Here is a 13393-nt window from a genome sequence, read left to right as displayed (position 1 = left end):
GGCCGGGCAGGAATATTGTATGAGATTGCGCATTAGCGCCTGGCGACCTGCTTCTGATAGCGCACCGGCGTAATGCCGTAACGCAGGGTGAAGGCGCGGGTCAGGTGGGACTGGTCGGTGAGGCCGACGGCTATCGCCACTTCGGCGGCGGGCATACCGTGGGTGAGAAACGCTTTGGCGCGCCACAGACGGATGGCCATCAGCATCTGATGGGGCGTCACGTGATAGTGGGCTTTAAACTGGCGCTGAAAATGGTATGGGCTAAGCGCCGCCACCTGCGCCAGCTCGTCGAGGGTGATGGGGCGCATATAGTTATCGTGCAGGTAGTCGCGCACCCGGTCGAAGCGATGCCCGGCCTCACCCTGCGCAGAGGCATGGTGGGCCAGAGGGCGGAAGGCGTCGATGAGGTCGAGCAGCAGTCCCTGCTGGGCCAGCGGATCGTCGCTATGCCACAGGCCATAAATCAGCTGGCCAATCTGTCGGGAACGCAGGGGATCCTCGCGGACCACCTCGCTGAACCACCAGTCGCGCACCCCGGTGATGGCTTCCAGACGGTCCGGCTCCAGATAAATCATCCGGTAGCGCCAGCCGTCAGCGGTTTCCGCTTCGCCAGTATGCAGCTCGTCGGGATTCATGGTGACAATGGCGTTCGCGGCGGCGATATGCTGGCTGCCGCGGTAGCGAAAGCGTTCAGCGCCTTGCTCAATCACGCCGATGCCGAAGGCTTCGTGGGTATGGGGTTCAAAGGCGTAGCGAGAGATATGGGCGTGGTAAAGCTCCACCCCGGGCAGCTGTTCGAGATGGCGAAAGCGCGCGCGGTCTTTTTCATCACTAAATTGGGGTGGTACGCCCTGCATGCCTGCCTCCCGACGGTTATTCCTTCAATATGAGAGAGGAACCGCCGGGACGCAACCGCAAAAGCTGACAGGGGTGGTTACAGAATGCCTTTCACGCTTTCAGCAAGGGAGGTGGTCGGACGGCCGATCAGCGTACTCAGGGTGCGGCTGTCGTCAAACAGCCCGCCTTTCGACGCGCCGACATCGGAATCCGCCAGCATATCCGCCAGACCCGCCGGCAGACCGACGCTTTTCAGCGCGGCGGCGAAATCGGCTTCGCTGAGGTTCTGGTAGACCACGTTTTTTCCGCTTTGCGTGCTCAGCTCAGCAGCCAGGTCGCTCAGCGTCCAGGCGTTATCACCCGCCAGTTCGTAAATCTTCCCTTCATGGCCTTCACCGGCGATAACGCGGGCGGCAGCGGCGGCATAATCCGCGCGGGTGGCGGAGGCAATTTTACCCTCGCCGGCGGCACCGATAAACACGCCATGCTCCAGCGCCGGCGGTGCGCTGGCCAGATAGTTTTCGGTATACCAGCCATTGCGCAGCAGGGCGTAAGCGATACCAGAATCGGCCAGCATCTGCTCGGTTTCAATATGCTCTGCGGCCAGGCCCAGCGGCGAGGTGTCGGCGTGCAGCAGGCTGGTGTAGGCGATGAATGTCACCCCAGCGGCTTTGGCGGCGTTGATGACGTTGCGGTGCTGAACGGCGCGCTGACCGACTTCGCTGGAGGAGATTAACAGCAGTTTATCCACGCCCTGCAGCGCGGCGGTTAGTGCCGCTTCATCGCCGTACTCGGCCTGACGGACAACGACGCCCTGCTGGCTGAGGGACTGGGCTTTGGCCGGGTTGCGGACAATCGCCACAATCTGGCTGGCAGGGACGGTTTTTAACAGGTCTTGCAGAACGTAGTGGCCAAGCTGGCCGGTGGCACCGGTAAGGGCGATCATGAGTCTTCTCCTTCGTGTTTAGTGGCAGTTGTGGTAAGCTAACACCTTAACTAACTTTTAGTAAGTACGTACAAAAAGGTAAGTGTGAAAATGGCCGAACCGACGCTGAGCGAGAAACTGCGCAACGGCAACCTGTTTGCGGAACAGTGCCCGTCGCGCGATGTGCTTAAACATGTCACCAGTCGCTGGGGCGTGTTGATTCTGGTGGCGCTGCGCGAGGGGACCCATCGCTTCAGCGATCTGCGCCGCAAAATGGGCGGGGTCAGCGAAAAGATGCTGGCGCAGTCGCTGCAGGCCCTGGAGCAGGATGGTTTTATCGACCGCGTCTCTTATCCGGTGGTACCGCCACACGTTGAATATAGCCTGACGCCGCTCGGCCTGCAGGTGAGCGAGAAAGTGGCGGCGCTGGCGGACTGGATCGAGAGCAATCTGCCTGCGGTGTTGGCTAACCACGGGGAGTGAAAATGTATCACTCCCTGTAGCCCCGCCACCGGGGAGATATTCCCGGATAGCGGCTGGCGTCTTATCCGGGCTACCAGCCAGCCCCGGTTTGTAGCCCCGGTAAGCGCAGCGCCACCGGGGAACAGGCATTACTTGCTCAAATCCAGCTGATAAATGGCGAAGCCGATATCATCGGTGGCCACCTGGCGCATTGGATACTGTGCTTTCTCTTTGATAAACGCCGCGGCTTTGTCGCCTGGCGAGGTCTCAAAACGAATATCCAACGGCGTGTTGCTGTGGATCGGCGCCAGACGCCAGTTGTTATCCGCCGCCGGATGGATCGCGCCATCCTTCTTCGATTGCGCGCCTATCCACGCCGCCAGCACTGAACGGTTTTCATCCGGTGAGGCAAAGGCGATATGGCTCTCACCGGTGCCGGCGAATTTGCCGCCGTAAGCGCGATAGTTATTGGTCGCGACCAGGAAAGTGGCCTGCGGATCGACAGGTTTACCGTTAAAGGTCAGGTGCTTAATACGCTCTGCCTGCGGATGGATCATCTGACATTCGCCGTCGTAGCGGGCCGGCTGGGTGACGTCAATCTGGTAGTTCACCCCGTCAATGACGTCGAAGTTATAGGTGCGGAAGCCGTCCCAGTTGATCAGCGACTGCGGCTTGCTGCTGGCGGGATCGATCTGGTTAAACTGTCCGGCGGAGCACTCCAGCCACTCCTTGACCTCTTTCCCGCTGACCTTCATCACCACCAGGGTGTTGGGGTAGAGATAGAGGTCGGCGGCATTGCGGAAGGTGAGCTGACCTTTCTCCACTTCGACAAAGCTCGCCGGATCGTTTTTACGTCCGCCGACTTTAAACGGCGCGGCGGCGGAGAGCACCGGCAGCTTCGCCAGATCCGGGTCGCCCTGAATATAGTGTTCTACATAGGCTTTCTGCGCCATGTTGACCACCTGCACCGTCGGGTCGTCCTGCACCAGCGCCAGATAGCTGTACATGTTGTCGGCGGACTTGCCGATCGGCTTGCTGACGAATTCGCGAGTGGCGTCGTGGTCGGCTTTCAGCACCGCCACCAGCTTGCCGTCTTCGGCCGCCAGCGATTTCTTCGCCACCGCGTCATAGATTGGCCGCGCTTCCGCTCTATTCTGAGTTACCTGCCATTTGCCGCTGTCGTTGTTCAGCACCAGATCAACCACCCCGAGATGATCGCCCCACATTCCCGGCATCACTGCCGGTATGCCGTTCAGCGTCCCTTTGGCGATATCCGCGCCTTTGATGTTGGCGAAGTCTTTACCCGGGAACACCGCGTGGGCATGGCCGAACATAATGGCGTCCACGCCGGGCACCTGGCTTAAGTAGTAGACCGAGTTTTCGGCCATCGCCTGATACGGGTCGGCGGAGAGGCCGGAGTGCGCGACCACGACCACCACATCAGCCCCTTTCGCCCGCATCTCCGGGATATATTTGCGCGCGGTTTCGGTAATGTCGTTGACCGTCACTTTACCGCTGAGATTGGCTTTATCCCAGGTCATGATCTGCGGCGGCACAAAGCCGATATAGCCGATGCGCAGAGTATGGGGTTGACCATCGCTATCCTGAACCTGGGTATCCTGAATCAGATAGGGCGTAAACATCGGTTTGCCAGTTTTGGCATCGATGATATTGGCGTTCACGTAGGGGAATTTCGCCCCGGCCAGCGCCTTATGCAGGAAGTCGAGGCCATAATTGAATTCATGGTTGCCCAGGTTGCCGACGGCGTAATTCAGGGTATTCATCGCCTTATACACCGGATGCACATCGCCTTCTTTCAACCCTTTCGCGGCCATGTAGTCGCCTAACGGGCTCCCCTGGATAACATCCCCGTTATCCACCAGCACGCTGTTTTTCGCTTCTGCCCGCGCCTGTTCGATCAGGGTGGCGGTACGGACCAGGCCGAATTTCTCCGTGGCGGCATCTTTGTAATAGTCAAAGTCCATCATATTGCTGTGCAGATCGGTGGTTTCCATGATCCGCAGGTCGACCGTCGCGGCGTTGACGCTGGCGGCGATCAGCGTGGCCAGGAGCGTTGCGCTAAACTTAATCATCAGAGGCGTCCTTTTTTTATGAGCGATAGCACAGTAGAAAATGTATTTATATTCTGTTGCTTACAGAAATGTGAATCTTGCCAGAAAAACGGGCAGAGAAACCGCCATCGTTATCACAGATAGCGGAACTCGCGGTGATGCGATATAAATAAAACAACGAGTTAACGCCACTGTAACCAGACGAGGTGGAGAATGTTAGAACAAGTATGTCAGCTTGCACGGAACGCGGGCGATGCCATCATGGAAGTCTACGATGGAAACCAGCCGATCAACGTCGCCAGCAAGAAAGATGATTCTCCGGTCACGGCGGCGGATATCGCAGCGCACAACGTCATCATCAGCGGTCTGAAAGCGCTGGATCCTGACACCCCGGTTCTTTCCGAGGAGGACCCGCCGGCCTGGGAGGTACGTCAGCACTGGCAGCGCTACTGGCTGGTCGACCCGCTGGACGGCACCAAAGAGTTTATTAAGCGTAACGGCGAATTCACCGTCAATATCGCGCTGATCGAAAACGGCAAGCCGACACTGGGCGTGGTTTATGCGCCGGTGATGAAGGTGATGTACAGCGCGGAAAAAGGCAAAGCGTGGAAAGAAGAGTGCGGGGTGCGCAAGCAGATCCAGGTCCGCGATGCCCGTCCGCCGCTGGTGGTGATCAGTCGCTCTCACGGTAACGATCCGGAGCTGCAGGAGTATCTTGAGCAACTGGGCGAGCATCAAACCACTTCTATCGGATCTTCGCTGAAGTTCTGCCTGGTGGCGGAGGGTCAGGCCCAGCTCTATCCGCGCTTCGGGCCGACCAGCACCTGGGACACTGCCGCCGGCCACGCGGTCGCGGTGGCCGCCGGGGCGCATGTTCACGACTGGCAGGGCAAAACCCTCGACTACACGCCGCGTGAATCCTTCCTCAACCCCGGCTTCCGGGTCTCTATTTATTAAGCAATTTATGCAGCAGGTCGATCACCTGCTGCACCTCCTGCTGGGTCAGCGCACCGTCTTTGGCCCACTGCACACGCCCGTTCTTATCCAGCACCACGATCGCGGAACTCTTCTCGTCCAGTTGCCAGGCTTTACGCACCAGCCCGTTGCTGTCGACGATAAACTGCGACCATGGAAAAAGCTTTTTATTACTCTCAATGCTGCTGCGCACGAACATGCCGGTGCCCGGAATGGCATCGTCGGTGTTAACGATGGTGGTAGTCTGGTAACGATCGTGCGGGAAACCTGCCGCTTTAATCGCCTCGATCAGGTTGGCATTTTTCTCTTTGGCTGACGAGCGACCGGCAATGTGCTGGATAACTCGCACTTTTCCCACCAGCTGCGAGCTGTTCCAGTTTTTATAGCTAAACTTATCCTTATCCAGAATGAGTTCTCCCCGATCCGCGACGCCGACCGGCGCCACACGCTGGCCGTCGACGAAGTTATGCGCTGTGGCCAGCAGCGGGAGAAGCAGTAACGAGGCGGCCAGTATGCTACGTAGGGTCATGCGTAATCCTTAATCATTTTTATGCAGGTGATCCGACCACTTGGTCTCGTTTAATCATAAGTGCGATTGGCGGCGATTACCCGCAATGAGGATGCCAGTTTGCGTGTTGACGCACAAATTAGTAGAAAAACGGCGACTTATACTTACTTCATCGTATGTCCGAAACGAAAATTCTGAATTATTGTCATCAAACGGTAAATAAACTTATACACACTGGGTCCCTCTGAGATTCTGGACTATAGTTTTAGGGCATTAAAATTTGCGCTCCCGATACGTGGGCTAACTGTGGCACCACAGGAGCGTAACCCTGGCAGGAGAGAAGAATGAAAATTTTCCAACGCTACAATCCGCTGCAAGTGGCGAAGTACGTGAAGATCCTGTTTCGTGGACGGTTGTACATCAAGGACGTTGGCGCATTTGAATTTGATAAGGGCAAAATCCTTATCCCGAAGGTCAAGGACAAGCTGCATCTGTCAGTGATGTCCGAAGTCAATCGTCAGGTGTTGCGTCTGCAAACTGAGATGGCATAACCTGAAACGTAGCAGTACGTAGTAGGTAAAAGACGGCTCCCGATGGGAGCCGTTGATGTTTTTAGCCCTTCATTTCCGCATAGCGTTTGCGATATTCGCCCGGTGGGATGCCGTTATGTTTACGAAAAAGGCGGGTGAAATAGACCGGATCGCTGTAACCCACCGATAAAGCAATTTTGTTAAGTGGGAGCGAGGTGCTCTGAATAAGCCACCTGGCGCGGTTGATGCGCTGCGTTTCCCGCCACGCATAGACCGTTTGCCCCAGTTCATTTTTGAAAAGGTGCGCCAGACGTGAAGGGGAGATAAACACCATCGCCGCCAGGGTCTCGATTTTTACCTCCTGCGCAATATGGGCGTTAAGATAGTCGCAGATGGCGTTAATCCGTGGGTCGTGGGCATGGCGGTTGCTAATGGGCTGCTGCTGAAAACAGCGGAGAATTAATCTCTCCAGCGCGTTCATTGCCAGCGCTTCTGACAGCGGTACGGACGCAGAGTGGTGGCGTATTACTTCGTAGAAAAGATCGCGCAGCTGCTGGAGCTGGTCGGGATCGTTAATGGTTGTTTTGCCGATACCGTGGGTGGTTTGGTCCCACTTTAGCCAGTCTATCCAGTAGGGGCGGGGGATAAAGTAGATCCACAGATGGTCCCAGTACTCGCTGTGTTCGTCCCTGCCGTAATGATGGGGCACGCCGGGAGGAAACAGCAACAGATCGTTTTCCCGGCACAGCAGGAAGCCATCGCCCGCTTTCGCCCGCGCCTGGCCGCGCAGGGTCAGATTAATGATGTAACCTTTCATCCCCTGCGGGCGATTAATGTAGTAGTCCAGCGTGGAGCCGCGGGTAATCGGCGTGAAGCCTGCGACGACCCAGGCATTGAAGGTAAAGGTCTTCATCAATGGCGAGAAATTGAGTAGCTCATTGATATCCAGTTCCATTCTCTCTCCCACCTGGGCGCCGCCGCGTCGTTAGCTTTCGATGATAGTAAATTCCCAGGCCCTGAGGCGCAACGGCTGGCTGACGTCTACAGCCTCCCCGCTCAGCAGCGCGGTACCCGCGGTCTCGCTGACAACATCCAGCGCCTCGCCGGAGTAATTGAACAGGAAGTGGATAGTATTTCCGGCTCGGTTACGCATCTTTTTAACCACTAACGGATAGCGATAGGCGGAAGTTCGCGAGTTCAGCATGAGATCCGCCGTCAGGACATCAAACAGCTGGCTAATCAGGCGCTTCTGCGGCAGGAAGCCAACGTACAGGGCGCGTCCCTGACCGTAATCCGCCGCCGTTGCGGCGGCGTATTCGCCCCATGCCGGATGCTGATAGCGCAACAGTGTGCGGGTTCCGCCATCGGGCGTCAGCAACTCCATCCACAGCTCAGCCTGATTATCATTGCGGCAATCAATCTCTGCGCAGCAAGAGCTTACCGTCGCCGCTTCCGGCAGGGTGAACTGGCTGTAGCTGACGCCGCAGCTCTGGTGCAAAATCCCCGGCTGCGCGCTGCTGCGCACCTTGACATTTTCATCGCTAAAGCCTGATTTAAAGCCGATCAGCGCTCTGCCGCCCCGGGCGATATAGTCGTTAATCCGCGTTAGCAGGCCATCATCGGCGGCGTACAGACCGGGAACGAGCAGCACCCGGTAGCGCGAGGTTTCCTCGTTCACATCGTGGATGATGTCGAGGCTGATATTGTGGTCATACAGCGCATCGTGGAAGCGGCGGAAGATATCGTTATAAATGTTGCCCTCGGCATCGCCGGGACGGAAGTGATTGAGGGCGTCCATCGCCTCATTGCTTATTAGCAACGCGACGTCATTTTCGGCCTTCAGCTCCGCCAGCTGCGGCGACAGGCGGGCGAAATCGGCGCCGATGGTGGTGGCTTCCTGCCAGGTTGGGTTGCGCGAGAAGTCGTGGCTGAGCAGCCCCTTCCAGTAGGTTTCGAAGGCGTTATGAATCGAATGCCAGTGCCAGTAGGAGACCATGGCGGCGCCGGAGGCGATATGGCTGAATGCCTGCAGGCGTAGCTGGCCCGGGAAGGGGGTCCACTGGGCGAAGCCCTGTGCCTGGGTTTCCAGCACGAAGTAGTTCTGGCCCGGCTTAAGCGAGCGGGTGATGGCGCCGCCAAAGGCGATTTCCCGCCCGGTCAGGTGCGCCTGACTCGGGTGATAGATATCGACACCGGCGATATCCAGCGCCTGCGCCGCCGCAAAATGGTCGACCCGCGGCTGCACGCCGTAAGAGTAACCGCGCCATTCGAAATCGAAGTTGTGGGTGACGAACTGGTGCGGCTGGGCGTATTCCCGAGCGATGGCCGCCTGCCAGGCCAGATACTCGGTGACCTGCTGACGCTGATAGCGGGAGAAGGCGCAGGCGAGGCTGGCGTTGATGGTGTTTTCCACCGGCGGAAAATCCTGCCAGCGGTCAATGCGGTTGCTCCAGTAATCCAGACCGAAATCGTGATTCAGCTGCCGGAGGTCAGGATATTTCTCCTGCAGGCTGCGCACGAAGCCCTCCTGCATATAGCGGCCAATATTGTCGTAATGCTTGGTTTCGTTATCCAGTTGCCAGCCGATAATCGCCGGATGATGTTGCACATGGGCCATCAGCGTGCGGATAATTTTTTCGGCATAGCGGCGAAAGGTCGGATTGACGATATCCATGATCTGCCGCGGGCCATATTTTTGCTGCCCCGCGACGGTGGTGACCAGAATATCGGGATGTTTCGCCGCCAGCCAGGCCGGTACGGCGTAGGTCGGCGTCCCGACGATGACCGCAATGCCGGCCTCATACATCGCCTCCAGCACCCGGTCGATATGGTAGAAATTGTACTGGCCCTCTTCAGGCTCCAGCGTACTCCAGGTGGACTCGGCAATACGCACCACGTTAATGCCGGTTTCGCGCATTAAGGCGATATCCTTCGCCAGCCGATCTTCCGGCATATATTCATCGTAATACGCCACGCCATAAAATAAATGAGACATACACACTACCTCCTGACATTAATTCGCGGGCACCGGTTGTGAAGCGAAGACACGCGCTTTATCCAGCGTAATAAAAGAAATGAGCGTGAAGCACAGAGCGATACCGCCGAGTACGATATAACTGCTGGTAAAGCCCATGCTCTGGTACATATGGCCGATACCGGTCGAGAGAAAAATAGAGCTAAAGCTTTTCGAAAACTGGAAGCCAATTAAGTAAACGGTCGCTGACAGCAGAGGGTTAAAGTTAGCGGTAATATATTTTAGCGCCGCGACGAGGAGCACCGAGCTTTCAAAGCCGTGGAGGAGTTTAATCAGGCTGATGGATACCGGGCCAATAGCCCATGCGGAGCCGATAATGCGCAAGCTCATAATCAGCCCGCAGTATAACAGCGCATTTTTCGGGCCGATTTTATTCACAAACCATGGCGCAAAGAACATCACGATGGCATCAAGGAAAATCTGACCCGTGGTTAAATAACCGAAGACTTCTGCACCCCGGGCTTTACTCTCAAAGAAATGGCTGTAATAGATAGCGAACTGCTGGTCATAGGTTTCATAGACCGCCCCGACGCCAATGACATAGAGGGCGAAGAACCAGAATTTTTTAATTTTTAACAGCGAGACGGCATCGCGGAGGGTAACCGGCGAGGCTTTGCCAGACAGCAATCCCTGCTGCGGGTGGGCGCTGATCTGCATTTTCCAGACAATGACCAGCAGGCAGACGCCTGCGCCGCTGGCCAACCAGAAAATCATATTCTGATCAATGCCGTAGAGTTTTCCTGCCGCAAAGGTGCCGATCGCGGCGCCGATGCCGCCGAACATCCGCGCCCGGCCAAATTCGAAACCGGAAGCGCGGCTGACTTTATCAATGTAGGCTTCGCAAACCCCGCAGCCTGCGCCGTAGGCCATGCCAATATAAAGGCCGCCAGCCAGCGCGCCGAGGAACACATTTATTTTTAACAGGGGAGCAAAGACATAGATCCAATAAGGGGCGAATAACGTGATTATAATCGCCAGCATCCACATCAGATTTTTACGATATACCAGTTTATCGGAGATGAAGCCGAATAACGGCTGAACGCAGACGGCGACAATAGCGATAAAGGAATAGACCAGACCGACGTCCGTATAATTGATGCCGATGGTCTCCGTTAACCACAGTGATAAATAGGGGTAGCAGCATCCCCAGCCTATAAAGAAGAACAGGAAAAACAGACAGCTGATAAAGTAATTTTTATTTGACGTTATCATGGTAACCCTCGCTTCCTTTATTCAGGAATATGATCGTGTAGACGCGGGCAACGTTACCTTTTTGCGTGGCGAGGAGTCATGAACGTTCCGCTATCGAGCAGGAGTAATCTGCTATCGGCAGAGGGGCGTGAGCCGCTTCACATTCGGGACATAAAAAAAGGGCGGATGGTTATCCGCCCTTGAGAGAGAAAAGGTCAGGCTCAGGCGTTCTGGCTTTCCGCCGCTTCGGCCTGCTTGGGCACCAGCACCGTTGGCTTGTTATCGATACGGGTCACCAGCAGCTGGTCGATCCGGTAGTTATCGATATCCACGACCTCAAACTTATACCCGGAGAACTTCACCGCGTCGGTGCGTTTGGGGATTTTACGCAGCATAAACATCATAAAGCCGCCGATGGTCTCGTAATTCCCGGACTGCGGGAACTCGTCGATATCCAGCACACGCATCACGTCATCAATCGGCGTACCGCCATCGATCAGCCACGAGTTTTCATCGCGGGCGACAATCTGCTCTTCCAGCCCCTGGCCGACGAGGTCGCCCATCAGGGTGGTCATGACGTCGTTGAGGGTGATGATCCCGACCACCAGCGCGTATTCATTCATGATCACCGCGAAATCTTCGCCGGCGGTTTTGAAGCTTTCCAGCGCTTCTGACAGGGTCAGGGTATCCGGCACGATCAGCGTGTTGCGGATCTGCACGCCGCCGGTCAGGACCAGGCTCTGGTTGGCCAGTACGCGGTTCAGCAGATCTTTTGAATCGACGTAACCGATAATGTGGTCGATATCTTCATTACAGACGAGGAATTTCGAGTGCGGATGTTCGGCCACTTTATTTTTCAGGCTCTGCTCGTCTTCGTGTAAATCAAACCAAATGACGTTTTCGCGCGAGGTCATGGAGGAAGGAACGGTACGGGACTCCAGCTCGAACACGTTCTCAATCAGCTCGTGCTCCTGCTTGCGCAGCACCCCGGCCAGCGCGCCGGCTTCAACGACGGCATAGATATCGTCGGAAGTAATATCGTCTTTACGCACCATCGGCAGTTTGAAGATGCGGAAGATCATGTTGGCCATGCCGTTAAACAACCACACCAGCGGGCGGAAGACTAACAGGCAGAAGCGCATCGGGTTGATGATGCGCAGAGCCACGGTTTCGGGCGCAATCATACCGATGCGTTTCGGAGTCAGGTCAGCAAACAGGATGAACAAGCTGGTGACCAGGGTAAAAGAGATGATGAAGCTCAGCTGCTCGGACAGCTCCGGCGACATATACCCGCTGAGCAGGCTATGAAACGCCGGGGAGAAGGCCGCGTCGCCCACGATACCGCCAAGAATGGCGACGGCATTGAGGCCGATTTGCACGACGGTAAAGAAGGTGCCCGGGTTCTCCTGCATCTTCAGCACGCGCTGTGCGTTGACGTTGCCTTCATCGGCCAGCAGTTTCAGTTTGATTTTACGTGAGGCGGCCAGTGAGATTTCCGATATCGAAAAAAAGGCACTGACGGCTATCAGACAGAGTATTACTAAAATACTGTTTAACATATCTTTTCTGACCGTTGAGGTCAGATCCTCGGAAGGGAAGTTGATCGAACTATAAGGAAGCTACTTGAACACCCGCCCACAGGCGCGGGCTGGCAATTTCAGAAGGTAGTATAGCGTAACAGTCAGCAAAATCGCCAGAGCATTGATTAATCATTGTTAATTACGCGGTTATCTCTCCGCCACGCGTCAGCGTAAACGCGTACTTATGATGACAGGCGCGCGCCGGTTATTTACCACAACAAGAGCGACTCGCTGCAGGTGAAAGGGAAGGTGATGATCGGCTAATAAAGGGAGCGGAGTCGATCACAGAAATTCACCTGCCATGATAATAACGGATGAAAATTTGTGATGAGAATAGCATCGGTATTTTTACCGTCTTGACCATTGGTATTTAGTAATAGAAATATATCTGTAATTGAAAACGATACTGCAAACGATTTCATATTGATTTGTAAAATATATAGATACGGTCATATTCTTTTCCGTTTTATTTCGAGATGATTAATTTTAGGGATAAAATATGCGTACAAAAACCGCTTTTATTATGTGTTGCGTTCTTGGCATTCCTGCAGCCGGCCACGCGCTGACCTTTGATGTCAGGGGAGGATATCGGGCGGGAAGCCACTCTTACGAGTCCCGCTATAAGGTCAGCCAGGGGTGGGAAACAGGCTGGTGGGCGAGTATGGAGATGGATAACAAAAACAACAAAAATAACCATCAGGGCAACCAGGGTACCGACAGAGCTGATGGTTCCCACTCCTTTGGCGACAGTACGGTCGATTATAATGAAATAGAGGCTAACTATAGCTGGCCATTCGCCGATAAATGGGCCTTGCAGCCTGGCGGCATCTATCACTGGAGCAGCAAAGGCACTCAGCTACGGCCTTATCTGCGCGTTAATTATAAAGCCACGCCCGACCTTACCTTTGGGCTGCGTTATCGCTATGACTACAACACTTATGAAACGGTCAATAGTGCCGGTGAGTCGCATCGGGATAGCGTCAATCGTCTGGATTTATATGTTGCCTATAAATTTAATGCACAATGGAGCGCCTTATATCAAGGCACGGTCTATCGCCACGTCAATGACGACTATAAGTATAAAAATGATAAGTCTTCGGCGACAGAAAATGCGCTAACGCTACGCTATAAATGGAATGACTGGTTTAGTCCCTATATCGAATATGATTATCTCGGGAAACAGGGCTACCATGACGGCCAAAATAAAATCTCAGAATCACGGTATCGTATTGGCATGACGTTTACGCTATAACCTCCCCCTGAAGAGCAAGAATCAATA

At 55.2% G+C, this 13393-nt stretch carries 12 protein-coding genes; 4 read left to right on the top strand and 8 right to left on the bottom strand.

The features are described 5' to 3' along the window. Positions 1–32: 32 nt before the first annotated feature. Both HMPREF3096_RS07205 and HMPREF3096_RS07200 read right to left on the bottom strand, forming a co-directional pair. Positions 33–857, bottom strand: a complete 825-nt coding sequence (locus tag HMPREF3096_RS07205; protein WP_012543102.1) for an AraC family transcriptional regulator — start codon at positions 855–857, stop codon at positions 33–35. Between the two features lie 77 nt (positions 858–934). Further along, positions 935–1783: an SDR family oxidoreductase gene (locus tag HMPREF3096_RS07200; protein WP_022064859.1), complete on the bottom strand. Its 849-nt coding sequence runs from the start codon at positions 1781–1783 to the stop codon at positions 935–937. 90 nt (positions 1784–1873) lie between these two features. On the opposite strand from HMPREF3096_RS07200, the gene HMPREF3096_RS07195 reads away from it, so the two are divergent. Beyond that, complete coding sequence (locus tag HMPREF3096_RS07195) at positions 1874–2245, top strand: winged helix-turn-helix transcriptional regulator (protein WP_012543100.1); 372 nt, start codon at positions 1874–1876, stop codon at positions 2243–2245. 128 nt (positions 2246–2373) lie between these two features. On the opposite strand, the gene cpdB is transcribed toward HMPREF3096_RS07195, so the two are convergent. Next, positions 2374–4317 (bottom strand): 2',3'-cyclic-nucleotide 2'-phosphodiesterase, encoded by a 1944-nt coding sequence (cpdB, locus tag HMPREF3096_RS07190; protein WP_032731789.1) that lies wholly within the window; start codon positions 4315–4317, stop codon positions 2374–2376. A gap of 192 nt (positions 4318–4509) precedes the next feature. On the opposite strand from cpdB, the gene cysQ reads away from it, so the two are divergent. Beyond that, positions 4510–5253: a 3'(2'),5'-bisphosphate nucleotidase CysQ gene (cysQ, locus tag HMPREF3096_RS07185; protein ID WP_012543098.1), complete on the top strand. Its 744-nt coding sequence runs from the start codon at positions 4510–4512 to the stop codon at positions 5251–5253. Here cysQ and HMPREF3096_RS07180 read toward each other — a convergent pair. After that, positions 5243–5800, bottom strand: coding sequence for a YtfJ family protein (locus HMPREF3096_RS07180; RefSeq protein WP_032731792.1), 558 nt, complete (start codon positions 5798–5800; stop codon positions 5243–5245). The two genes, cysQ and HMPREF3096_RS07180, sit on opposite strands and share 11 nt — an antisense overlap. 323 nt (positions 5801–6123) lie before the next feature. Between HMPREF3096_RS07180 and HMPREF3096_RS07175 the strand changes: the two genes are divergently transcribed. Beyond that, positions 6124–6330: a DUF1107 domain-containing protein gene (locus HMPREF3096_RS07175; RefSeq protein WP_002886707.1), complete on the top strand. Its 207-nt coding sequence runs from the start codon at positions 6124–6126 to the stop codon at positions 6328–6330. A gap of 61 nt (positions 6331–6391) precedes the next feature. Here HMPREF3096_RS07175 and araC read toward each other — a convergent pair whose 3' ends face one another. The 4 genes from araC to HMPREF3096_RS07155 all read right to left on the bottom strand — a co-directional run bounded on the left by araC (position 6392) and on the right by HMPREF3096_RS07155 (position 12093). Beyond that, on the bottom strand, positions 6392–7264 hold the full coding sequence (gene araC, locus HMPREF3096_RS07170; protein WP_004178353.1) for an arabinose operon transcriptional regulator AraC: 873 nt from the start codon (positions 7262–7264) through the stop codon (positions 6392–6394). A 30-nt stretch (positions 7265–7294) separates the two neighbouring features. After that, on the bottom strand, positions 7295–9304 hold the full coding sequence (locus HMPREF3096_RS07165) for a beta-galactosidase (RefSeq protein ID WP_032731796.1): 2010 nt from the start codon (positions 9302–9304) through the stop codon (positions 7295–7297). A gap of 18 nt (positions 9305–9322) precedes the next feature. Then, positions 9323–10555 carry an oligosaccharide MFS transporter gene (locus tag HMPREF3096_RS07160; protein ID WP_032731798.1) on the bottom strand — a complete coding sequence of 411 codons (1233 nt, stop codon included), beginning with the start codon at positions 10553–10555 and terminating at the stop codon, positions 9323–9325. A 200-nt stretch (positions 10556–10755) separates the two neighbouring features. Further along, positions 10756–12093 (bottom strand): polyamine export protein PaeA, encoded by a 1338-nt coding sequence (locus HMPREF3096_RS07155; protein WP_008807158.1) that lies wholly within the window; start codon positions 12091–12093, stop codon positions 10756–10758. A 520-nt stretch (positions 12094–12613) separates the two neighbouring features. Here HMPREF3096_RS07155 and HMPREF3096_RS07150 point away from each other — a divergent pair. Beyond that, positions 12614–13366: an oligogalacturonate-specific porin KdgM family protein gene (locus HMPREF3096_RS07150; RefSeq protein ID WP_008807157.1), complete on the top strand. Its 753-nt coding sequence runs from the start codon at positions 12614–12616 to the stop codon at positions 13364–13366. Positions 13367–13393: the final 27 nt, after the last annotated feature.

Origin of the sequence: Klebsiella sp. HMSC25G12 (genome assembly GCF_001807705.1) — a bacterium.
Taxonomy (GTDB): domain Bacteria; phylum Pseudomonadota; class Gammaproteobacteria; order Enterobacterales; family Enterobacteriaceae; genus Klebsiella; species Klebsiella variicola.
This window is presented reverse-complemented; position numbering and strand designations above follow the sequence as displayed.